Annotated in this window: 18 protein-coding genes and 1 tRNA gene; 13 read left to right on the top strand and 6 right to left on the bottom strand. The window is 29.0% G+C overall.

The window, feature by feature from the left end; translation table 11 throughout:
* The first annotated feature begins 146 nt into the window (after nt 1–146).
* Nucleotides 147–1,712, top strand: a complete 1,566-nt coding sequence (gene lnt, locus BB_RS01175; protein WP_010889713.1) for an apolipoprotein N-acyltransferase — start codon at nt 147–149, stop codon at nt 1,710–1,712.
* Here the strand turns inward: lnt and BB_RS01180 are convergent.
* Nucleotides 1,652–2,422 carry a hypothetical protein gene (locus tag BB_RS01180; protein ID WP_002556837.1) on the bottom strand — a complete coding sequence of 257 codons (771 nt, stop codon included), beginning with the start codon at nt 2,420–2,422 and terminating at the stop codon, nt 1,652–1,654. The two genes, lnt and BB_RS01180, sit on opposite strands and share 61 nt — an antisense overlap.
* 63 nt (nt 2,423–2,485) lie before the next feature.
* A complete protein-coding gene (locus BB_RS01185; RefSeq protein ID WP_002663810.1) occupies nt 2,486–3,088 on the bottom strand; it encodes a deoxynucleoside kinase in 603 nt (200 codons plus the stop codon).
* Between the two features lie 410 nt (nt 3,089–3,498).
* Here BB_RS01185 and BB_RS01190 point away from each other — a divergent pair, with 410 nt between their 5' ends.
* The 3 genes from BB_RS01190 (at nt 3,499) to BB_RS01200 (ending at nt 7,798) form a co-directional block, all read left to right on the top strand.
* Entirely contained in the window at nt 3,499–4,263 is a 765-nt protein-coding gene (locus tag BB_RS01190; RefSeq protein WP_002556839.1) for an MIP/aquaporin family protein, read from the top strand.
* 42 nt (nt 4,264–4,305) lie between these two features.
* The gene (gene glpK / locus BB_RS01195) at nt 4,306–5,811 is read left to right on the top strand and encodes a glycerol kinase GlpK (protein ID WP_002656192.1); all 1,506 of its coding nucleotides are present in this window, start codon (nt 4,306–4,308) and stop codon (nt 5,809–5,811) included.
* Nucleotides 5,812–6,214: 403 nt separating this feature from the next.
* Nucleotides 6,215–7,798 carry a glycerol-3-phosphate dehydrogenase/oxidase gene (locus tag BB_RS01200; RefSeq protein WP_002660591.1) on the top strand — a complete coding sequence of 528 codons (1,584 nt, stop codon included), beginning with the start codon at nt 6,215–6,217 and terminating at the stop codon, nt 7,796–7,798.
* Nucleotides 7,799–7,884: 86 nt separating this feature from the next.
* Here BB_RS01200 and BB_RS01205 read toward each other — a convergent pair whose 3' ends face one another.
* Genes BB_RS01205 through BB_RS01215 form a run of 3 tightly spaced genes read right to left on the bottom strand, consistent with a single transcriptional unit; the run spans nt 7,885 to nt 9,946 of the window.
* Complete coding sequence (locus BB_RS01205) at nt 7,885–8,379, bottom strand: YaaR family protein (RefSeq protein ID WP_002656987.1); 495 nt, start codon at nt 8,377–8,379, stop codon at nt 7,885–7,887.
* The gene (locus BB_RS01210) at nt 8,366–8,920 is read right to left on the bottom strand and encodes a bactofilin family protein (RefSeq protein WP_002556844.1); all 555 of its coding nucleotides are present in this window, start codon (nt 8,918–8,920) and stop codon (nt 8,366–8,368) included. Before BB_RS01210 ends, BB_RS01205 begins: the two co-directional genes overlap by 14 nt.
* Complete coding sequence (locus tag BB_RS01215) at nt 8,921–9,946, bottom strand: M23 family metallopeptidase (protein ID WP_010889715.1); 1,026 nt, start codon at nt 9,944–9,946, stop codon at nt 8,921–8,923.
* A gap of 196 nt (nt 9,947–10,142) precedes the next feature.
* On the opposite strand from BB_RS01215, the gene rdgB reads away from it, so the two are divergent.
* From rdgB to BB_RS01250, 7 genes are all read left to right on the top strand, one after another.
* Entirely contained in the window at nt 10,143–10,748 is a 606-nt protein-coding gene (gene rdgB, locus BB_RS01220) for an RdgB/HAM1 family non-canonical purine NTP pyrophosphatase (RefSeq protein WP_002656090.1), read from the top strand.
* Nucleotides 10,749–10,867: 119 nt separating this feature from the next.
* Nucleotides 10,868–12,640 carry an oligoendopeptidase F gene (gene pepF, locus BB_RS01225; RefSeq protein WP_010889716.1) on the top strand — a complete coding sequence of 591 codons (1,773 nt, stop codon included), beginning with the start codon at nt 10,868–10,870 and terminating at the stop codon, nt 12,638–12,640.
* A 13-nt stretch (nt 12,641–12,653) separates the two neighbouring features.
* Nucleotides 12,654–13,358 carry a phosphatidylcholine synthase gene (pcsA, locus tag BB_RS01230; protein ID WP_002556848.1) on the top strand — a complete coding sequence of 235 codons (705 nt, stop codon included), beginning with the start codon at nt 12,654–12,656 and terminating at the stop codon, nt 13,356–13,358.
* A complete protein-coding gene (locus BB_RS01235) occupies nt 13,355–13,969 on the top strand; it encodes a DedA family protein (protein ID WP_002657683.1) in 615 nt (204 codons plus the stop codon). Before pcsA ends, BB_RS01235 begins: the two co-directional genes overlap by 4 nt.
* Nucleotides 13,970–13,989: 20 nt before the next feature.
* Nucleotides 13,990–14,073, top strand: a tRNA-Leu gene (locus BB_RS01240).
* Between the two features lie 98 nt (nt 14,074–14,171).
* Complete coding sequence (gene leuS / locus BB_RS01245; RefSeq protein WP_010889717.1) at nt 14,172–16,694, top strand: leucine--tRNA ligase; 2,523 nt, start codon at nt 14,172–14,174, stop codon at nt 16,692–16,694.
* Nucleotides 16,695–16,708: 14 nt separating this feature from the next.
* On the top strand, nt 16,709–19,012 hold the full coding sequence (locus BB_RS01250; protein ID WP_020948722.1) for an efflux RND transporter permease subunit: 2,304 nt from the start codon (nt 16,709–16,711) through the stop codon (nt 19,010–19,012).
* On the opposite strand, the gene lon is transcribed toward BB_RS01250, so the two are convergent.
* Entirely contained in the window at nt 19,001–21,421 is a 2,421-nt protein-coding gene (gene lon, locus BB_RS01255; RefSeq protein WP_002656104.1) for an endopeptidase La, read from the bottom strand. The two genes, BB_RS01250 and lon, sit on opposite strands and share 12 nt — an antisense overlap.
* Nucleotides 21,422–21,696: 275 nt before the next feature.
* Between lon and recJ the strand changes: the two genes are divergently transcribed.
* Nucleotides 21,697–23,823 carry a single-stranded-DNA-specific exonuclease RecJ gene (gene recJ, locus BB_RS01260; RefSeq protein ID WP_010889718.1) on the top strand — a complete coding sequence of 709 codons (2,127 nt, stop codon included), beginning with the start codon at nt 21,697–21,699 and terminating at the stop codon, nt 23,821–23,823.
* Complete coding sequence (locus BB_RS01265; protein WP_002556854.1) at nt 23,816–24,760, top strand: M23 family metallopeptidase; 945 nt, start codon at nt 23,816–23,818, stop codon at nt 24,758–24,760. Before recJ ends, BB_RS01265 begins: the two co-directional genes overlap by 8 nt.
* Nucleotides 24,761–24,773: the final 13 nt, after the last annotated feature.

A 24,773-nucleotide genomic window follows, 5' to 3' on the forward strand; every position in this document is an offset into this window, starting at 1 on the left:
TCCCCTTTACTCTTTAAATACCTATTATAAGCATAACTTTTCCAAAAAATAATACAAAAAAATTAATACTATCATATAAAATTATTAATGATAATGTTAAATATATTACACCATTATGTTACTAATAATAGTAAAAAAGAGGAAAAATGAAAACTAGATGCTTTTGCTTAGCCGCATTTTCAGGAATTCTTACAACACTTGCAATTCCAAATGAAATTAAAGAAACCGGATATTCAATCCTTGGATTTGTTGCTTATGTACCACTTTTTATAGCCTTAAACAAACTAGAAGATAAAAAAGCATTAATGGGACTGACGGTATTTTACTTTATAATAGCCAACAGCCTGCAAAATTTTTGGCTTGGGTTTTTTCATGCATTTGGATGGATTACATTCATTGGAGTGATAATAGGGTACATTCCATATTCACTAACTTTAGGCTATTTCCTTTATTACTCTTTAAAAAGCTTTAAAAATAAAACGATGAGCATAACAATGCTTTTTACATTTTATGATTACTCAAGATCAATTGGATTTTTAGCATATCCTTGGGGGCTTGCAGCTTTCACCGTAAATAACTTCAACAATTTAATTCAAATAGCAGACATTTTTGGTGTATTTTTTGTATCATTTGCAGTCTACTTTTTAAACTCGGGAATTGCAGACTTTCTAATCCACAAAAACAAAACAAATTTGCTAAACATAGCATTTCCAACATTGCTAATAACAGCATCTTTTACTTACGGAATGATCAAAAAAATTGAGCTAAAAAACTTATTAGCAAAAGAAATAGACAGTCTAAACATTGCAGCTATTCAGCTTAACACTGATCCATGGTTGCCAGGAAATGACAAAAAAGGAATAAGAGACTCTATTGAAATTACAGAGCAAGCCTTAAAAGAAAATCCAAAAATAGAATTTGTAATCTGGAGCGAAGGGGTGCTAACTTACCCTTTTAGCAAAGAAGATCAGCACTTTAAAAGCTCTGATTTGCACAATGAGCTTAAAAATTTTATAAAAGAACACAAAATCCCATTTGCCATTGGGGCTCCCTCAAATTTGGACAAAGCCATAGGGATTCAACAAAATTCTATTTATATGGTAGAACCAAACCTCAACATTACAAACATATATTCCAAAATATTCTTAGTCCCTTTTGCAGAAAAAATTCCATTTTACGAATATAAATTTGTAAGAAACTTTTTTTTAAAAAACTTTAGAATTTTAGGACAGATTGAAGGAAATAAAATCGAAATATTAAAATTGAAAAAGTTTAAATTTGCTCCTTTAATATGCTATGATGATGCATTTCCAGAGCTTTCAAGGTTTTACAAAACCCAAGGCGCTAATATATTAGTAAATTTTTCAAACGATTCTTGGTCAAAAACAAATTCAGCAGAATGGCAACACTTTGTTGTGGCTAAATTTAGAAGCATTGAAAATGGAATCAAAACTATTAGAGCTACAAACTCAGGAATTACTGCAACCATCAACGAATATGGAGAAACCATTAAAAAATTGGAAACTTTTAAAAAAGGATACCTATTATCAACCGTAAAACTGTCCCCAACGTTTACAACCATTTATGAAAAAATTGGAGACTCGTTTATACATATATTAGTGATGATGTTTTTAATCACAACACTAAGATTTCAATTTATGGAAGACAAAAACCAATTATTATCATCCTCTGTAGTAAAAATTAAAGTTTGACGTTCTTTCCAAAATGGAAAATTTTTAGTAACATCATTTTTTTTGGCATTAACATTAACAGCAAAAGAAGTATCGTTGGATTTTGAAATTTTTAAAGACTTTAAATCGTAATAATCATCAACTGATAAATACTCTAACTCATCAGCATCGGCCTTAGATGAAGCACTTGATAAAGTTGATATAAAATCATTTTTTGATTCAAATTGACCCATAACGTTAACTTTATCCGCAATAACTGAATCAAACAAATCAAAGTTCCTAGAAATTAAAGCTCTTGCAAACTTTCCAAATTGAAACTTAATAATTTTATCTTGATTTTTGCTTCTCTCTCTTTGAGCAATATATTCTATTTTAGGAGCATTTGTAAAATCATTGATTTCTATTTTTTCGTGCACTATTCCAGGTATCTCCTCAAGCTTAATATCCTCAAGCATAACAACCTTGGGATTGTCATCTTTAATCCTAGCATCAAGCTCTTTAACTGCAAGCTTGATATCAAACCCCTTTTTCAAATCTGGATAAATCTTTAAAGCTTTTGCTTGAAAAAGCTTTCCTTTTTTAATTTTACCAACGTTTATATATCTTTGACCAACCTCATAATAAAAAATAGCAAGCTCTTTTTGCTTATCAATATAAGAAGAACTACCTTGAGCAAATAAATTCAAAAAAACAAAAGAACATAAAATATATAGAAGAAATAATCTTCTCATAAGAACCTCCATTAACACTCAACCTTAAAATAAAACAAAAGAATGTCAATCTACTATAAATAATTATAATACAAGTTTATCTCTAATTAAAGAAATCACTTTATTCCTATCTTCTTCACTAAAAATATTTATATTATCGTAAGAAAATTTTATTTTTGACGACAAGTTGTATTCATCATACCACTTTAAATATTTCCTATTAAGACCCTCAAGATAATCTCTGGGGATATTCATTTCAAAGCTTCTATTTCTATTTTTAATTCTGCGCTCAACTTCATCAATACTACAATCAAGATAAACAAGCAAACTTGGTCGCTGAGAATGTTCAAGCATATTATCAAGAAGATCGATATATATTTTATATTCCTCATCAGAAATATGCCCATCACAATTTAAAAGAGACGCAAACACACAATCACCATAAATAGATCTGTCTAATATGCCCCCTTTTGTTCTAAATACACCTTTTATTAATTTAAATCTCTCATTAAGAAAATTAATTTGGACTGGAAATGCCCATCTGGATTTATCTTTATAAAATTTGTCTAATACAGCTAAAGTAAAATCATTATTCAATTCACTGTAAAAAGGAACTTCCAACTCCTTTGATAAAATATTTCCAAGAGTAGTTTTTCCTACCCCAATTAAACCTTCTATTACAATCACCAAGTCTACCTCCAAAATAACTTAAATAAATTCAAATATAAGCTAAAAAAAAGAACTACTAACGAACAAAACTTCATTAATGAAAAAATCCAATGTAAAAATTTTAATATAAAACAAAAAATCCTTAAACAAATTTTAGAAAAGAAATTCATAATTTAAAAATTAAAATTCTTAAATTATTGACATTAATCTTAATTAAAAATAAGATATTAAATATAATTTTAATAAGGCTTTTATTAGAAAAATTAATTTTTTTTAATAAAAGAGACTAAAATAAAAAAATTCTAACCATCTTGCAAAAAACAAAATAAAATTTAATTAAAAGATTTAATATTATTCAGATTAAAAAATCAAAAATTAAAACTTCTTAATAAAAAATAAAATAGTTATAAAGATAAGGAGATATAATTATGAATTATACAAAATTCCAAGAATTTATATCGGAATTTTTGGGAACATTTATCCTATTGGCTCTAGGAACTGGATCTGTTGCAATGACAGTATTATTTTCCTCAAGTCCCGAAATACCAGGAGAAATAATAAAAGGAGGATATACAAATATAGTATTTGGATGGGGATTGGGTGTAACGTTTGGTATTTACACAGCAGCAAGAATGAGCGGAGCACACCTAAACCCAGCTGTTAGCATAGGATTAGCAAGTGTTGGAAAGTTTCCCGTTTCAAAACTTTTACATTACATTGTAGCACAAATATTAGGAGCTTTTACAGGTGCATTAATGACACTTGTCGTATTTTATCCTAAATGGATAGAAATGGATCCTGGCTTAGAAAATACTCAAGGAATAATGGCAACTTTCCCTGCTGTTCCTGGATTTTTGCCTGGATTTATTGATCAAATTTTTGGAACTTTTTTGCTAATGTTTTTAATTTCTGTTGTTGGAGATTTTACAAAAAAACACAGCGACAATCCATTTATTCCTTTTATTGTAGGAGCAGTGGTTTTATCAATAGGGATAAGTTTCGGAGGAATGAACGGTTATGCTATTAATCCTGCAAGGGATCTGGGACCAAGAATTTTACTCTTATTTGCTGGATTTAAAAATCACGGATTTAACAATCTAAGTATAGTTATTGTACCAATAATTGGCCCAATAATTGGAGCAATTTTGGGAGCTACAATTTACGAATTTACACTAAAAAATAACAAAGACTAAAAGAAAAAATATTTATCTTTATTAAAGGAAAAAGGAAAAACTATGAAATACATTTTATCTATTGATCAAGGTACTACTAGCTCGAGAGCAATGGTATTTGATAAAAATGCAAACATAAAGGGGTTTGCTCAAAAAGAATTTACTCAAATTTATCCACAACCAAGTTGGGTGGAACATGATCCTACAGAAATATGGGGCTCACAACTTGGAGTTATAACAGAAGCTATGGCAAATGCAAGAATTTTGCCCAATGAAATTGACGCTATTGGAATAACTAATCAAAGAGAAACTACGGTTATATGGGAAAAAAATACAGGAAAGCCCATCTACAATGCAATAGTATGGCAAGACAGAAGAACTGCAAAAATTTGTGACCAATTAAAAAAAGAAGGAAAAGATAAAATTATTTTGGAAAAAACAGGCTTGGTGCTAGATTCTTATTTTAGTGGAACAAAAATAATGTGGATATTGGATAATGTAGAAGGTGCCAGACAAAGAGCCGAAAATGGCGAATTATGCTTTGGAACAATAGATACATGGATATTGTGGAACCTGACTCAAAAAAAAGAACATGCAACCGATTACTCTAATGCTTCAAGAACATTATTATTAAACATTAAAACATTAGAGTGGGATGATGAACTTTTAAGCATATTAAATGTTCCAAGGGCAATTTTGCCTGAACTTAAAGAAAGTTCTACAATATACGGCAAAACAGACAAAGCACTATTTGGAGCAGAAATTCCTATTGCAGGAATTGCTGGGGATCAATTTGCAGCAACATTTGGACAAGCCTGCCTTAAAAAGGGTATGGCCAAAAACACTTATGGAACTGGCTGCTTCTTAACGGTTAATATAGGAAAAGAACCAATCATTAGCCACGACAAGCTTTTAACTTCAATTGCATGGGGAAGAAAAAAATCTGTAACCTACGTTCTTGAAGGAAGTGTTTTTATTGGAGGAGCTGTAATCCAGTGGTTAAGAGACGGTCTTGAATTTTTCAGAAAAAGCTCAGATGCAGAAGCGTTGGCAAGCTCTGTCTCAGATAATGGTGGAGTTTATTTTGTGCCAGCATTTGTTGGGCTTGGTGCACCTCACTGGGATTCTTATGCAAGAGGAACAATCATCGGAATAACAAGAGGCTCAACAAAAGCTCACATTACAAGAGCTGCTCTTGAGAGCATCGCATTTCAAAGCTTCGATATACTAAATACCATGAAAAAATCCATTCCCAACTTTGAAATTCAAGAATTAAGAGTAGACGGGGGAGCAAGTCAAAACAATCTATTAATGCAATTTCAAGCTGATCTTTTAGAATGTAAAGTTGTAAGACCAAAAATAACAGAAACAACCGCTCTTGGCGCTGCTTATCTTGCAGGACTTGCAACGGGTTATTGGCAAAGCGCCGAAGAAATCGTAAGCCTTTGGCAAGTAGACAAGATATTTGAACCTTCAATGCCAAAAAATCAAAAAGAAAAGCTTCTTGAGAATTGGAACAAAGCGGTTGGAAAAGCAAAATCCTGGATACAGAATTCTCATAGTTCATAAAAGTTCAAAACAAAGCTTTAAGATTATAACAAAAATATACTGGTAACAAAATTATGCATAATTTATTTGATTTTTTGAAACTAAAACAACATATAATAAAAATGTTTGGCAAGCAAATAAATCAATTATACAAACAGCTCTTAATTAAATTTTTTCATCTACATCTATTAATATTGTGCATGTATTCAAAAAATAAACTGTCTAAACCTTTTGAAAAGGTAAAATTCATTGGAGCAATACAAAAAATGATTAATAATATATTAAATCTAAAGAAAAATCACAAAAAATTGAAAAATTTACCAGTGCAATTGGTCTATAGTGCTATTCAATAAAATTAAAACAAATGGTCTTTTCGAATTTCTTCAATCTAGTATTTAACTAAAAAGAAAAGAAATTAACCAAAATGGAGGAATATTTAAATTTCATGAATAATAACAAAGAAACAAAATTAAAAGATCTTGAAAATCAAGAATTTGATCTTATAATAATTGGAGGGGGCGCAACAGGTCTTGGCATTGCGGTAGACGCAATTACAAGGGGGTATAAAGCAATACTTATAGAAAAATTTGATTATGCAAAAGGAACTTCCTCTAGATCAAGCAAATTAATTCACGGTGGAGTAAGATATTTAGCCCAATGGAATATTTCTTTAGTTAAAGAAGCTTTGCGCGAAAAAGCCATTCTTGAGAAAAATGCACCCCATTTAATTAACGAATGTGCACTTATCACGCCTATTTATAATGTTTTAGAAATACCTTATTATTATTTTGGATTAAGTTACTACCACAATCTTATGGGTAAAGAAAAAACTACTAAATACAAAACTAAATTACTATCCAAAAAATCTACCATTGAAAAAGCTCCCAATATTAAAACAGAGGGCCTTAAATGCTCTGTTCTATATTACGATGATTCATTCGATGATGCTAGAATGGCAATAACATTGTTAAGAACCTTTACCGAAAAAGGAGGCATTGCCCTTAACTATACAGAACTTAAAAAATTCAACAAAGAAAACGGAAAGCTTTCGGGAGTTCTTATACAAAATAAATTGTCAAAAGAACAAATTTCATTAAAAAGCAAATGCATAATAAACGCAACAGGAATATTTTCAGATGAAATAAGAAGGTTGGATGATGAAAAAGCCTTAAACATCATTAAACCTTCCCAAGGTAGCCATTTAGTAGTCAAAAAAGACAAATTTCCCAAAAATCATGCAATATTAATACCTAAAACTAGTGATAATAGGATTTTATTCGCTATTCCTTGGTATGATAGTGTTGTTTGTGGAAGCACTGACATTCCAATAAAAGAGATAGAAGAAGAACCCAAAAGATTTGAAGAAGAGATTGACTTTATAATAAATAATTTAAATAACTATTTAAATATTAAAATAGAAAAATCAGATGTAAAAAGTGTATATACCGGAATAAGGCCATTAATAATGGATCCAAAAGCTCAAGGAAACACTTCAAAAATCTCAAGAAACGAAAAAATATTTATATCAGATTCAAATCTTATTACAATAGCGGGGGGGAAATATACCACATATAGAAAAATGGCAGAAAAAACCTTGCTTAAGGCCATAGAACAAAATTTAATACCAAATCGTGCACCAACTACAGAAGATTTAAAGTTGCACGGCTACCTTAAAAAAGAAGAAGCAATGAAAATTCCTGAACCTTTTAGAGCTTATGGCAGCGACTTTGAAATTCTAAAAAATATGGAGGGTTTTGACAAAAAAATACACGAAAACTTGGATTTAAATGAAGCTCAAATAGATTTTTCAATTAAATTTGAACAAGCCAAAACTATTGAGGATGTTTTAGCAAGAAGAACAAGATCACTACCTTTAAATCCTCAAGCTACAATTGAGGCTGCTCCAAGAGTTGCTGAAATAATGATGGAAAAATTAAATAAATCTGAAGAGTGGAAAAATGAACAAATAAAAAACTTTTTAGAAATAAGTAAAAAATATTTAATTTAAAATTAATTTTTATATTAAACAAAGGGATTGTTAAGCAATCCCTTTTAATTTTAAAACCTAAAACATTAAAAAGTCTTACACCCAATTCACATTAGCAAATTCACAAGCAAGCCTTGAATCTCTTCAATGCTATCCAAAAGTTTAATCTGAGTCATTTGATTTTGTAAAACAGAATAAGCAAGTTTGTCTAACTTGTCGTTAATAATCTTAATAATTCTATACTTGGGGCGCTTGGGATCTCCTAAATTTCCCCCTTTTTGCTCTTTCAAACAAACAGAAGATGATATAATAATGGATATAAACTCTGAAATAACTTTTTTGTAAAAAATAACATTTTGTCTGGAAGGCTCACTCAAAAGTCTCTCACCAGTCTCATTAATTCCATCTAACATACTTTTAATTAAATCAAGATTAAATTCTCCATTTTCAAGTAAAATAAAATGCTTATCCTCTTTGACACTTTCAGCCTGAAATATCGAAGAAAAAAGATTGTTCTTATCAAAAGACACCTTTTTGCCACTTTTTTTATAATCTTTTGAATTAAGATTTAATGCCCCAGCAATTAAATTATTTACTTTCATCTATTTTGTTCACAACACTTGAAAAATATTTATCATCTTTACCTTCTAAAAGTTGAAAAGACTTTTTTTCTTCTTGATGCACCTTATTGATTTCAATTAAAAGATCTTCATTAACCTTGTAAGAACCAGTATAAAAAAATGTATTTCTTTCAGGAGCTCTAAGATACTCAGCGCCAATATCCATATACCCATCAATAATAGCGCCCTCTTCAACTTCAATTGACTTACAAGAAATATTTCCAATAACACACCCTGATGCAAATATTTTAATCTTGCTTTTAGCATAAATATTACCCACAACCATTCCAGAAATAACAAGTTCATTAGCATCAATGCTAGATTTAACTCTACCACTCTCCCCAATAATTACTCTTTTAGTAGAGCTAATGGTGCCTATAAAATCACCATCAAGCCGAATAAAATTATTTGAAACTAAGTCTCCTTTAAAAAAATCACCAACGCCCACTATTGTTTTTATTTCATCAAAAATAAACAAAGACGGGGCTTTTCTTTCTTTTTTTACAGTCAAAAAATTTAACATCTATTTTGAAGCTCCTGTTGCTAAATTTAAATACATATCGGGATTAATAACTTGAGAACCTACACGAACCTCATAATGAACGTGTGGACCTGTTGCATAACCTGTCTGCCCCATAAATCCAATTATCTGCCCCTTTTTAACATAAGACCCTTTAGAAGTATTAAGCCGCGACATATGCGCATAAAGAGTTGCAAGTCCATACTTATGCTTAATTTGAACAAAATTACCATAGCCTGCTGACTGATAACTTGCCCTAACAACTTCCCCATCAGCAGTTGCAACAATAGGAGTTCCAATTCTGACTCCCCCAAGATCTATGCCTTTGTGAATATACCATTGCCTAGTAAAAGGCTCAATAGCAGGACCAAAATGCAAAGTAATAATTCCAGATCCACCCGCAAGAGGCCAAAGAGAAGGAATATCATTTAAAAGCTTGTCTTGGGCGTGCAAGACTTTAACTATGCTTTTAAGAGGAGGAATTGAACTTTCTATTTTGCTTTTAATATTTTTAAGATCACTAAGCTCTTTTATTGAATTAGCTTCTAAAATTTGCAAATCAATAAAATCAGAAAGATCTCCATCTAGTTTATTTTTATTTAAATCAACACCATTAGAATTGATTTTTAAAGAGGTTTTAAGTTCATCTAAAACTTTAGAAAAATTTTTTGCAACAGAATTAATTTCTACAACTGTATTTCTAAAATCTTCAATCTCAGATTCTGCTAAAGAGTAATTTTTCTCTGTAGACTTCACAATTGATGAGAGAGTAACGTAATTAACAGCAAGTAAAACAAACCCTATAAAACCGCCTAAAAAAAAAGTAGAAAAGAAAAATAAAGTCAAAAAAGAAATTTTAATATTTTTGACATTCCCTTTAACATGGGGAATAACAATAAAACTAATATTTTGCTTAAAAAAAGAATGTATGGCTTTAAGGGCTATAAACAAAGAATTATAAATAACTAAAAAAAACTTTAAAATTCCTTTAAAACCCAAAATAATCTTAAATCTAATTCTTTTCTTCATAACAAACCTTACTAAAAATTACCATGATCAAACAAGAAAATTAAAAATTTATTTTAACACCTTAGACAAAAATCCAAATTTTTTCGATAAAAACCTGGTACAAAAATACTTAATAAGTACACAAAATTAAAGAGAATAATACTTAAAACCAATATAATTATACAATTAAACTCATAAATACTTTATTATTATATAGATGAAAACACTATTTTTTGCAACAACAAATGAAAATAAAATAAATGAAGTAAAAAATATATTAGATATACCTAATTTAAACTTAATAGTCCCTCAAAATTTTAACATAAAAGAAACAGGAAAAACATTTAAAGAAAACTCTTTACTTAAAGCAAAAGCACTGTTTGAAATTTTAAATAACAATCAAAATGTTTTCGGAGAAGATTCTGGGCTGTGCATTGAGGCACTAAACTTGGAACCTGGAATTTACTCTAAAAGATATGACACTTATAAGCTATGTAAAAAATTAAGCACTAATGAAAAAAATCAACTAATTTTGGACTTAATGAAAAATGAAAAAAACAGAAAAGCATATTTTATATGCAACATAAGCTATATATCAAAAAATGGGCAAATATTAAATTTTGAAGGAATTATTAAGGGAAAAATTGCCTTAAGTTTAAATGACAAGAAAAACTATGGATTTGGGTATGATTCAATATTTTTAACTAAAAATAATAAAAAGCTTAGTGATCTAACACTTGAAGAAAAAAACAAAATATCCCACAGAGGAATAGCATTTTTAAAATTTAAAAAATTTTTACTAAAATCTTTATTCAATAGTTAAACTTAAAGGCTTTTTATATATAAAGTTTAGACTTTATTGTAAAATAAAAAGCACAATGTTTATAAAATTTCAACTTATTATTTCTTTTCAAACAATAAAAAAAGGAAGAGGAGAATTTAGTGATAAATAGAAATGAAATCAATGAGAATGATAAATGGGATTTATCTTTTCTATTTGCAAATGAAGAAGAATATGTAAAAACAATCAATGCTATTGAAATTAAAACCAAAGAATTTAAAAAATATGAAAAACTGGAATTAAATTTTGATTTATTTAAAGAAACTTTAAACAAATACTACGAAATCATGGAAGATTTAGAGAAAGTCTCTTACTATGCAATGCTTCAATTAGAAACAGATGTAACCAATAAAGATTCAAATAAAATATATTCCATATGTGTCAATTTAGCTACAAAAGTATCTAATACTACCTCATACTTTATGCCTAAAATACTAAAAACAGACGAAAAAAAAATTCAAGCTTGGATAAATGATCCAGAGCTTAAGGATAAAAAAATTGCAATTGAAAAAATACTAAGAGAAAAAAAACATATTTTAAGCGAACAAGAAGAAAAAATACTTGCTAACTACACCCCCCTTTACACATCTTATCAAAGCATATTCTCAGCATTAACAAATGCTGATATGGAATTTGGAGAGATCAATAAACACCCTTTAACCAATTCTACCTACACACTATTTTTACAAAACGAAGATCAAAAAATACGAAAAGAAGCCTTTTTAAGATTTTATCAAAAATACAAAAATAATGAAAATACGCTTGCTAATCTTATTATTTCAGACTTTAAGAAAAATCACTTCATTGCAAAGACAAGGAGGTTCCAAAATACTTTTTCAATGCAGCTCTTTTCAAACAATATTGATAAAAAAGTTTATACAAATTTAATCGAAACTGTCAATGAAAATTTACCTGTGCTTAATGACTATTATGAGTTTAGAAAAAAAGTCTTAAACCAAGAATATCTATATCACTACGATGTTTACGTACCATTAACAAAAGGAATAATATTTAAAAATTCATTTGAAGACGCTTGTGAGAAAATATTAAAATCTTTAGAGGTACTAGGAAATGAATATACAAAAATCTTAAGAAACGGTCTTTTAAAAGAAAGATGGGTTGATAAATACGAGAATACTGGAAAAAGATCAGGGGCTTTTAGCGCTGGATCATACAACGGAAAGCCTTATATACTTCTTAATTACAAAGACGAATCAATAAGAGACATGTTTACGCTTGCACATGAAGCAGGACATTCAATGCACTCTTACTTTAGCATAAAAAACAACCCATTCCCACACTATAATTATTCCATTTTTGAAGCAGAAATAGCATCAATAATCAATGAACAAATATTGGCAGAATATTTGCTTAAAAACGAAACCGATACTAACAAAATAAAATATATAAAACTAACACAAATTGACGACATGATTTCAACATTCTTTAGACAAACAATGTTTGCTGAATTTGAGTACATTATTCATGAAATGATTAGCAAAGAAGAACCTGTAGTAAAAGAAACACTAACAGAAACTTATATGAATTTGTTAAAAAAATACTTTGGACCTAGTCTAAAATTTGATGAATTAAGTCCCCTTGAATGCCTTAGAATTCCTCACTTTTATTCACCCTTTTATGTGTATCAATATGCTACAGGCATTGCAGCTGCTCTGTCAATATATAAAGGCATTAAAGAAAATAAAAAAGATGCAGTAGAAAATTATATAAAATTTTTAAAAACAGGTGGTTCTAAATATCCGCTAGATTCCTTAAATATTACCGGAGTAGATTTAACAAAAAAAGCAACAATAGAAAACACTATTAACATTTTCAAATGCAGACTTGAAGAGATAAAGAAAATATTCCAATAAAAGGAGCTTTACTGTGAAAAATATCAATTTGATTTTAGCTTGGCTTGTACATATTTTTACAGCATCTGGCTTGATTGTAGGACTTTACTCAATAATTTCAATTGTAAACGGTAATTATTCTCTTCTTTTAAAGTTAACAGTAATAGGGCTTATCATAGATGGAATTGACGGAACTATGGCAAGAAAACTTAAGGTTAAAGAATTAATACCCGAAATTGATGGCACTCTACTTGATAATATTACAGACTATATAAACTATACATTCATACCCGTTATATTTTTTTATTTAGGAGAATTTATTGAAGAAAAATATAAAGTCGCCATTTGCATCGGAATTTTACTCTCATCAGCATACCAATTCTCAAGAACAGATGCAAAAACAAATGATAACTACTTTAGGGGATTTCCTTCCCTATGGAATCTCTTTGTGATATTAAACATAATCTTTAAAATGGAACAAATAACAAATCTTATTACAATGTCAATATGCATTATAACAAGCTTTATTCCAATAAAATTTATTTACCCATCAAAAACCAAAGAATTAAGGAAAATTACCATACCAATAACAATAATAAGTTGCCTAATATTTGTTGTATCAATATTTTCAGAGCTGTCCACAACAGCGTTAAAAATGGCAAAAACGGTTCTTATCCTTTACTTTGCATATTTAACTTTAGCAAGCATATATTTAACTTATAAAACAAGAAATAGATGACAAAAATGTATATAAACACAATAATAGAATATATTGATTCAAACATAGCTTATTCCCCAATAGTATTTTTTTCGTTACTAATTTTAGCAGGACTTAATGTTCCTATTTCTGAGGATGCAATAGTACTAATGGGTGGAATTTTATCTAGTCGAAAAAATGAATATACTATATTAATATTTTTAGGAATTTTTTGGGGAGCCTATCTTGGAGACATAATATCTTTTTACATTGGGAAATTAATGGGAAATAAATTATTTAAAAACAAAAAAGACAATAACCTGCTTGACAAAATAAATTACTATTATGGTCAATATGGGGTATTAACTTTATTTATAGGAAGGTTTATACCCTTTGGAGTTAGAAACGCAATATTTATGTCAGCAGGAATGGGAAATATGAAATCTAATCTATTTATTGTTTCTGACTTCTTTGCAACTTTGCTCTCAATAGTTGTTTATTTTACTCTAAGCTTCAAACTAGGTCAATCATTTGAAATAATATTTTCAAAAATAAAAATAATTATATTTGCAATATTTATCGCTGTAATAGCAACAACAATAATAATCTACGTAATTAAAAAAAATAAAAAAGTTGACAAAAATTTAAAATAAAAAATATAATGGTTAATAGTGCTGTGGTGGTGGAAGTGGTAGACACGCTAGCTTGAGGGGCTAGTGGGCGCAAGCCCGTGCTGGTTCAAGTCCAGTTCACAGCATCAAAATTGTTAGCAAATTATTAAATAAAATTAACAAAAATGCAATCTAAAAGAATATTAGAGAATAAGTTGTTATGAGTTAATTTTCAAGAGGACAAATGTCTAAATACGAATTCATAAAAATTGAAAAAAAATGGCAAGAATTTTGGGATAATAACAAAACATACAAAGTAGAAGAAGATCCAAGTATTCCCAAGGAAAAAAGATTGTATATACTTGACATGTTCCCCTATCCTTCTGCCAACGGGCTTCATGTTGGTCATCCAGAAGGATACACAGCAACAGACATATTTGGAAGATACAAGCTTTTGAATGGATTTCATGTACTTCACCCAATAGGATTTGATAGCTTTGGACTTCCTGCTGAAAATTACGCAATACAAACAGGAACTCACCCTCAAAAAAGTACAGAAGAAAATATTAATAAGTTTAAAAAACAAATAAAAGCTTTGGGGTTTGCCTATGATTGGGATCGAGAAATTAGAACACATGAGGAGAATTACTATAAATGGACACAGTGGATTTTCCTGCAATTATATAAAAAAGGGCTAGCTTATGTAAAAGAAATGCCTGTATGGTACTGCCCCGAGCTTGGAACGGTACTAGCAAATGAAGAGATTATTCAAACTTCAGATGGACCAAAATCTGAGAGAGGATCTTACAGCGTCGAAAAAAAATATTTAAGACAGTGGGTTTTAAAAATTACAAAGTATGCTGAAAGATTGCTAGACGACCTTGAAGAATTAGAATGGCCTGAATCTGTAAAAGAAATGCAGCGAAATTGGATTGGCAAATCAACAGGAGTTGAAATTGAATTTGAAATTGAAGGCCACAGCGATAAAATTAAAGTCTTTACAACAAGGCCAGACACAATCTTTGGCATCACATATTTAGTGATCGCACCAGAAAATAAACTAATAGAAAAAATAACAAAGAACAACTTTAAACAAAATGTTTTAAAATATGTAAAGCACGAAGAACTCAAAAGCGATCTTAATAGGACTTCTCTTGAAAAAGATAAATCGGGAGTTTTCACAGGATCTTACGCATTTCATCCAATAACAAATGAAAAAATTCCAATTTGGGTTGGAAGCTACGTACTAGGAACTTACGGAACCGGAGCTGTAATGGGTGTTCCAGCACATGATGAAAGAGACTTTCAATTTGCCAAAAAGTATCAATTAAAAATTTTACCCGTGATATCAAAATCGGGGAAAAATGAAATATTAGAAAAAGCATTTGTTGATGATGGAATTTCAATAAATTCTCCCAATGAATTTAATAATCTTAAAAATTCTGAAGTAAAAGACAAAGTAATAAAATGGCTTACTAAAAACAAAAAAGGGAAAGAAAAAGTTGCCTACAAGCTTAGAGATTGGATTTTTTCAAGACAAAGATACTGGGGAGAGCCTATACCCATTTTGTTTGATAAACTTGGAAATGCAATACCTTTAGAGGAAAATGATCTTCCCTTAAAGCTTCCAGAAATTGCAAACTATAAACCTTCTGGAACAGGTGAATCTCCTTTGTCAAGAATTAAAGATTGGGTAAACGTAAAAGATATGGGCTTTACAAGAGAAACAAACACAATGCCTCAATGGGCAGGCTCTTGTTGGTATTATTTAAGATACTTAGACCCCAAAAACTCAAAAGAGTTTGCAAACAAAAAAAAAATTGAATATTGGATGCCGGTTGATCTATACATAGGCGGAGCTGAACATACAGTATTACACCTGCTTTACTCAAGGTTTTGGCACAAGGTTCTTTATGATCTAGGATACGTAAATACCAAAGAACCTTTTAAAAAGCTAATAAATCAAGGCATAATAACATCATTTTCTTATCAAAAAGAAAACGGGGTTTTAATACCCAATGACCAAGTTATAGAAAAAGACAATAAATTTTTTGATAAAAAAGATAACAAAGAAGTAACCCAAGTAATTGCCAAAATGTCAAAATCTTTAAAAAATGTAATAAACCCAGACGACATTATTAAGGAATTTGGAGCAGACTCAATGAGAATTTATGAAATGTTTATGGGGCCACTAACAGATTCTAAGCCTTGGAACACTAAAGGAATTATTGGTGTTTTTCGATTTTTAAACAAAATTTGGAACTTAAGAGAAAAAGAACTATCAAAAGAGAATCCCCCAAGGGAAATAATATCTGAACTACATAAAGTAATAAAAAAAGTCACAGAAGACACAGAAAAACTAAATTTTAACACAGCAATCTCCGCCATGATGATATTTATAAATGAACTTCTAAAGTATGAAAAAAATTATTTAAACATATTTAAACCGTTTATCATTATTTTATCTCCCTATGCACCCCATTTAGCAGAAGAGTTGTGGGAATATATTGGAGAGCTTCCTAGTTTATTCAAAAATTCAAAATGGCCAAAATTCGATGAAAGCCTTATTATTAAAGGCAAAAAAGAAATTGTCTTGCAAATAAATGGAAAAATAAAAGACAAAATTTTACTAAACAAAGAGACAGGCGAAAAAGAACTAAAAGAAATAGCAATGGAAAATAGCAAAATAAAATCAAACTTATTAAATAAAAAAATAGTAAAAATAATTGTAATTAAAAACAAGCTTGTCAACATAGTGATAAAGTAAAAAAGAGGCGTTATATGGACTTTGAAGGTCTAAGCATTAGATATAAAGGAATTATATTCACAATATTTATCTTAATTACTATTTTTTTAGGATTTTTTTTGAAAAATCTTAAATTCGATGCAAACATCTTAAAACTTATACCCAAGACCAAAGAAACTGAAAGCTTAATAGACATTGATAAAAGTAATTCACTTTTATCTACAATAGTAATATTTCAGGATAAAAAAAATATCTTCAATAAAAAAAATTTTGAAACAATAAACAGCGTAATCAGTGAAATAACCAAAATTTTAAAAGTATCTCCAAATGCCGTTACAAGCATATTTTCTTATTTCCCACAATTTAAAAAAGAAATCTACACTGATAAAGATATAGAAGAAATAAAAAGCAAAATAAAGTCAACTCCATTTGTAAAAAACACATTCTTAGGCAACTCAGAAAATTTAATATACTTCATAATAATCCCATCAGAGAGTGACCAAATCAACTTCAGTAGAAATTTAAAAACTGAACTTGATGAGATGGAAAAAACAATTAAAAAATATGAAACTGACGATTTAAAGTTGTATCTTACGGGGGATTTAATAGTAAGAGAAAAAATCTTAAACTACATGGTTGAAGACTTCAAAATCTTAGGGCCTCTTGCTACTTTTGTAGTAATAATTTCACTCTATCTTATTATAAAAAATCTAATTGGCGCATTAATTCCTATTTTTATTGCATTATTATCATTGATTTGGACTTTTGGAATTAAAGGGCTTGTACAATCCCCTATTACAGTGCCAGAAACTTCAATGATTGTTTTACTTATTTCAATCGGATGCGCCAATGCTGTACATATAATAAATGAAATATTTAAATTAATAAAAAAAGAACAGCTCTCAAAAGAATCCATAAAAGCAACAATTAAAAAACTTAAAACACCCATCCTGCTAACATCTTTTACAACTGCATTTGGATTTTTATCTCTTACAACCTCTTCAATTAATGCCTACAAAACAATGGGTATTTTCATGTCAATTGGAGTAATTATYTCAATGATAATCTCATTAACCGTTTTACCTGGAATAATAACATTAATCCCATTTGCAAAAAAAAAGTCTTTTGAAAAAGAAAAAGAAAATAAACTAAATAAAATATCCTTCCTTGAAAGACTTGCCAAACTAAATACGCAAATAACAAAATCTATATTAAAAAGAAAATATACATCCTCTATAATGGTCCTCATCATACTGGGAATTTCTTTTGTAGGTCTTTTAAAAATCGAAATCAATTTTGATGAAAAAGATTACTTTAAAGAAAGCACAAGTGTAAAAAAAACATTAAACCTAATGCAAAAAGAAATGGGGGGAATATCGATTTTCAAAATAGAAATTGAAGGCAGGCCCGGTGAATTTAAAAATGCTAAAGCAATGCAAATATTAGACTTAATTACAGATAAGCTTGATGCATTTTCTGCAAAAACTCAATCTAGTTCTATTAATGGCATTTTAAAATTTACAAATTTTAAAATTAAAAAAGAATCCCCACTAGAGTATAAACTGCCTGAAAATAAAATTATACTAAACAAACTAATAAATTTGATAGATAAAAGCGATTGGACTAAGGACAATAAAAGAATGTACATTAACGATGACTGGTCATTAATATCTATCATAGTAAGAATTGAAGACAACTCAACCGAAGGAATAAAAAAATTTGAAAAATATGCTATTAACACAATTAATGAATATATGAAAAATAATAAATATCATTTCTCAGGTGTTTATGATAAGGTATTAATAGCTAAAACAATGGTAAAAGAACAGGTTATAAACATTATAACAACTCTTGGATCAATAACACTACTACTTATGTTTTTCTTTAAATCTATAAAAACCGGAATAATTATTGCAATCCCAGTAGCATGGTCAGTGTTTTTAAACTTTGCTGTAATGAGATTATTTGGGATAACCTTAAACCCCGCAACGGCAACAATTGCATCTGTAAGCATGGGAGTAGGAGTAGATTATTCAATTCATTTTTTCAATACATTTATTTTACAATACCAAAAAAATCAAATCTACAAAACTGCACTTCTTGAATCAATACCCAATGTATTTAATGGAATATTTGCAAATTCTATTTCTGTTGGAATAGGATTTTTAACTCTAACATTTTCGTCTTATAAAATAATATCAACTCTTGGAGCAATAATTGCTTTTACAATGCTAACGACATCTCTTGCATCACTAACTCTTCTTCCATTATTAATTTATTTATTTAAACCTAGAGTAAAGCTAGCCTCAAACAACAATTTTAAAAAATTAAAACAATAATTTAATGACCTCGCGCATATTATCTACAAGATAAAAATTAATTCCGCTCTTAATGTTAGTAGGAATCTCTTCTAAATCCACTCTATTTGCCTTAGGAACAATAATATGCTCCACGCCACTGCGCTTTGCTGCAATTATTTTTTCTTTAAGGCCCCCTATCATCATTACATTCCCAGTAAGAGAAAGTTCTCCTGTCATAGCCAAATGGGGTCTAACAACCTTATTAAGAGCAAGAGAGATAAAAGCACTAGCTATTGTAATTCCTGCAGAAGGCCCATCTTTTGGGGTAGCTCCTTCTGGAATATGTAAATGAATAATATTTTTTTCAAAAAAAGATTTACTAATACTTAAATCTCCTTTAATGCTATTAACATAAGTATAGGCAATATTAGCAGATTCTTTCATAACATCCCCAAGTCTACCTGTTAATTTAATTCCACCCACCTTGGATTCCGTCTTTACAGTCTCAATCATCAAAGTTGAACCTCCATAATTTGTCCAAGCAAGGCCCATTACCATCCCTGAATACATAGCATTAGGCATGCTTTCTTTTCTAAAAACAGGCACACCAACATATTCTTCTAAATTGTCATTGGAAATTTGATAAGATTTAACCTCAGTATTCTCAATAAGCTTTCTAGCAACCTTTCTTACAATTTTGTTTAAATATTTTTCAAAATTTCTCACTCCATTATCTCTTGCATACTCTTGAGCAATTTGAACAAGAGATGAACTTTGAAATTTTAAAGAATCTTTATCAACTCCGTTTTCACTTAAAACTTTGGGAATTAAATACTTTCTTGCAATCTCTATTTTTTCGTTATCAATATATCCAGAAATTTCAATAATCTCCATTCTATTTAACAAAGGTCTTGGTATTGTTTCAACAGAATTAGCAGTTAAAATAAAAAATACATTCGAAATATCAAAAGGAAGATCAAGATAATGATCTCTAAACCTAACATTCTGTTCAGGATCTAAAACCTCAAGAAGAACCGAAAAAGGATCCCCATAGCTTGAAGCAGAAATCTTATCCACCTCATCAATTAAAAAAACAGGAGAATTTGTCTTGGTAATTCTTAAGCCCTGAATAATTTTTCCAGGCAAAGCACCAACATAAGTTCTTCTGTGTCCCTTAATCTCCGACTCATCGCGCATTCCACCAACAGAAAACCTAAAAAACTTGGTACGCAAAACCTTTGCAATAGCTGCCCCAATAGAAGTTTTTCCCACGCCAGGAGGTCCCACCAAAAGAATAATAGCCCCCTTTTGAGTCTTTCTTAACTTAAGAACAGAAATATATTCAATAATTCTATCCTTAACTTCGTTCATTCCGTAATGAGTTTTATCTAAAATTTTTTTAGATTTTTGCAAATCTAATTTATCAAAATTAATTTTAAAATCTCGCCAAGGAAGCTCAGTAATAAGCTCAAGATAATTTCTAACAACAATGTATTCAGCCGAACTTGTTTCAAGAAGTGAAAATTTTTCTAACTCTTTTTCAACTACCTCTAAAGGCTCTCCCTTCAACTCTAAAGCCTTTAGCTTGGTTTTAAGCTTTTCTAAATCGCTGCTTTTTTTATCTCCTATGCCAAGTTCAGCTTTAATAGCCTTAAGCTGTTCTTTTAAAAAAAACTCTTTTTGCTGTTTCTCTAATCTCTCTTGAATGCCCTTGGCAATTTTATTTTGAATTTCAATTAAATTAAGCTCTTCATAAATCAGTTCTAAAACTTTTTTAAGCCTATCTTTTACATTCAAAGTTTCAAGAACTATTTGATGATCATTTTTTGAAGACGAAATAGTGCTAGCCACAATATCACATAGTTTTCCCTTATCTTCAATATTAACCATATTTAATTGAACTTCCGGCATTTTCCTATGTGCAAATATTTCTTTAGTTCTAAGCAAAATACTACCGTAAACTGCCTTTGATTGAATATCATCTTTTCTAACTGGAATTTGCTTTAAATAGTCAATCTCAATTATGGGAAACTTATCATTAAGAACAACTTTAACAAATTTAATCCTATCAAAAGTTGAAACAAATATATTGTAACCACCATCTGGAAGATTAATTTTTTTTATTATCTTTCCAGTAACTCCAACAGAATAAATATCTTTACTATAATCAATAATTAATTTCTGTTGAGCATTATTGTTATTTTTTTCTAAAAATTTATCATTCAAAACAAATAAGGCAATGATCCCATTGCCTTTCATAGCATAATCGATTGCTTTCATATCAGAATCAGAGATTAAAACAATCGGAATAAACATCCCTGGAAAAACTGGATGAGAAGGAACCGCTATTAAAGGCACTCTTGCGGGCTTATTAGAATGGGGTAAAATCCCAGCTACGGCTTTTTCTTTTTTTTTATCTCCTGACCTAGCTTTTTTAGATTCATCCATAAAACTTGAAATCTCCTAAGCTAATTATAACAAAACAAATATTTTATGGAAATTCATTTAATAATAATTTTTTTTATTATAAAATAATAAAATGAGAATTTTAACAGTTAAAATTATGACCATTAATTTGGATTATAGTAAAAATTACAATCCGCTAAAACTATACCATTCGATAATAAGCATAATAACTACTACTTAAAATTAATTAATCTATGGTGAAGTTAGTAAAGAATAATCCTTGAAAAATCGATTAAAAATGAATTCTAGAGAAGTAAATGAAAATTTGGAAACAAAAAGAAACTAATATACAGGCCCAAGAATTAACTCGCATTGCTAAGCAATATAATATCAATGCCTTTGAGGCAACTTTACTTATAAATCGAGAAATCAAAGAAGAAGATTTTATGTTTTTCCTTGAAGACAGCGTAAATTTATTACACAACCCATTTTTATTAAAAAATATAGATAAATTTATAAACAGAATTAATAAAGCAATCAAAAATAATGAAAACATATTAATCTTTGGAGATAAAGATGCTGATGGAATCACAGCAACAATAATAATGTACGAAACTCTTAAAGATTTTGGACTTAATGTGAGTTATAAAATACCTTCAAATGGAGAGTTTTATGGACTTTCAAACGAATTAATCAACACAGCTTTAGAAAAAAAAATCTCTTTAATAATAACTGTTGATAATGGTATTTCTAGCATTGAAGAAATAAATTATGCAAATTCAAAAGGAATAGAAATAATAATAACAGACCATCATCTTCCAGGCGAAAATTTTAAAACTGAAAACATAGTTATAAATCCTCACCTAAAAGATGACAAATATCCATTCAAAGAAATAGCAGGATGTTGTGTAAGCTTTAAAGCTTGCCTTGCTCTTAGTATGTCCTTTACAGACCTTTATTCTAAAAACCTTGTATTTTTATTTTTAGAAAAAACAAAAAATGAAATTATTCTTCACGCAATAGAAATAAACAACTACATTCTAAAACAATATCTAAGATTAAATAATAAAAATGATCCCCTAATTAACTCAAACAAACTAGAAAAATTTGTACAAAACAAATGTATAATAATCTTTAACAAAGAAGATCAAAATGAATTATTAAATAAACACTTTGCAAAAAGCATAAACATAAACACAATTGATATTAGTGAAAATTTTATAAAAAAATACCCAAACTTTAGAAAAAAAACATTAACAGACTTAATCCAAGCAACCAAATATTTCAAATACAAAGAAGTTGAGATTAAAGACAAGCTTTACTACATATTTTACAACGTAATTTTTGAAACTAACAAAAATTTGCTCCAAAAATGCCTAAAAAGACTTAGTTTTGTTGCAATAGGAACAATAGCAGACAATATGCCCATTATTAATGAAAACAGAATAATCCTAAAAGTAGGACTTAAAGAAATCGCACTAAGAGAGAGAATGTCTATTAATTATCTATTAAAAGATGGAAACATATTAACAAAACCAAATATAACTTCAACAGATATTGCATATAAAATTGCACCAATACTAAACTCAACGGGAAGGCTTGAAAAAGCAGATATTGCAATAAATTTTTTACTAACTAATGACATTAATCAAATAGAAAACAAATTTAAAGAAATAAAAGAAATCAACGAACTGAGAAAATACAAAGAAGAAAAAGCTTGGAATTCGCATAATAAAAATACTATTTTTAAAAATGATAAATTCATAGTTTGCTATGATAACAATACTCCAAAAGGAATAAGTTCTAGAATTGCAACTAGACTTTCTTCTTACTATCAAAAAGTTGCTATTTTTTTAACAAAGCAAGATAACATTATTAAAGGATCAATTAGATCAAACAATAAAATCAATTCAAAAACACTAATATCAATAATACCTTCCCATTTAGTAATAAATTCGGGGGGCCATAAAGCTGCAGCTGGATTTACGCTGCATGAAAATTTACTCGAAGACTTTATTAAAGAATTAGAATATGCAACTACAAAAGTTGAATATGAAACTACTAATGAAAACGAATCAATACCAATAGATGCTATTCTTCCAAAAAATTTAACAAAAGATTCTCTTTTCAAAACAATAGAAATATTTGAACCTTATGGCTATGAATTTAGAGAGCCAATATTATTAATGAAAAATGCTTACCTTCAAGAACTCAAAATAATTGACAAAAATCATAGCTCAAAACATATAAATATGCGAATTAAATCACAAAACGATTATTATAAAGCTATTTTTTTTAACGGAACAAAAAAAATAGAAGAATTGGATATAAAAGAAGATCAATATTTAGACATCATTTTTACAGTTAATGAAGATTTTTATTATCCTAGAGAAAAAATTTTGAAAATCATAGACATAAAAAAGAATGCTCAAATCAATGTATAGAATACAAAAAGCCCTACTTATACTGTGTATTCTAGGAATAGAAAATATAAATTCAGAAATAATAAATACTATTCCTAAAGTCCAATATAAAAAAGAGGCATTTCAAGGAGATTACATATACTTTGCAAGTAATCAAAACTTTAAAAGTTTATCACTTTTAAGCACAAATAAAAATCCAATCATAAGCTCTTCTCCGTTTAAATTTACAGTAGGAAGTAAAATTTACTACATAGCACTTATGGGAATTACACCAATGATAAAAGAAGGTAAAAGAAAAATTCAAATAGAATTTGAAAATAAAAGCTACATCAAAGAAATAGAAATAAAAAAATTTCACTTCAAAAAAACAAAAATTAGTTTTAATAAAGAAAAAGCCAAGCTTATCACCCAAAAAAAATCAACAAAACAAAAAGAACAGGCTTTGGTTTTGTGGAATATTATTGGCAATACTGGAGACACAACAATATACCACTACGATGCTTTAGTCAAACCAATAAAAGATCAATACATTGTAACAAGCCTATACGGAGATTTAAGACTTTACATGCAAGGTGACAAAAAAATTTCAAATTATACAATGCACAATGGAATTGATTATGCCCCATTTAAAAGAGAAAATACTCCGATTTTTGCTGCTGGCAAAGGAAAAGTTGTGTTTGCACAAAATAGAGAGCTAACAGGCAATACCCTTATAATACAACATTTACCGGGAGTATTTACAATTTATCTTCACCTCTCAAAATTGGGAATAAGTGAAAATAAAATAGTTAGTGCTGGGGAATATATTGGACATACTGGAAATACAGGCCTTTCAACAGGCCCTCATTTACACTTTGAAGTAAGAATTAATGGCATAGCAATAAACCCAGATTTCCTTTTAAATGGCATGCTTATTGACAAAAATAAAATAATAAATAATATTAAAAGAATAGAATAAAAGGAGGTGATTT

The sequence above is a fragment of the Borreliella burgdorferi B31 genome, assembly GCF_000008685.2.
GTDB classification, from domain to species: domain Bacteria; phylum Spirochaetota; class Spirochaetia; order Borreliales; family Borreliaceae; genus Borreliella; species Borreliella burgdorferi.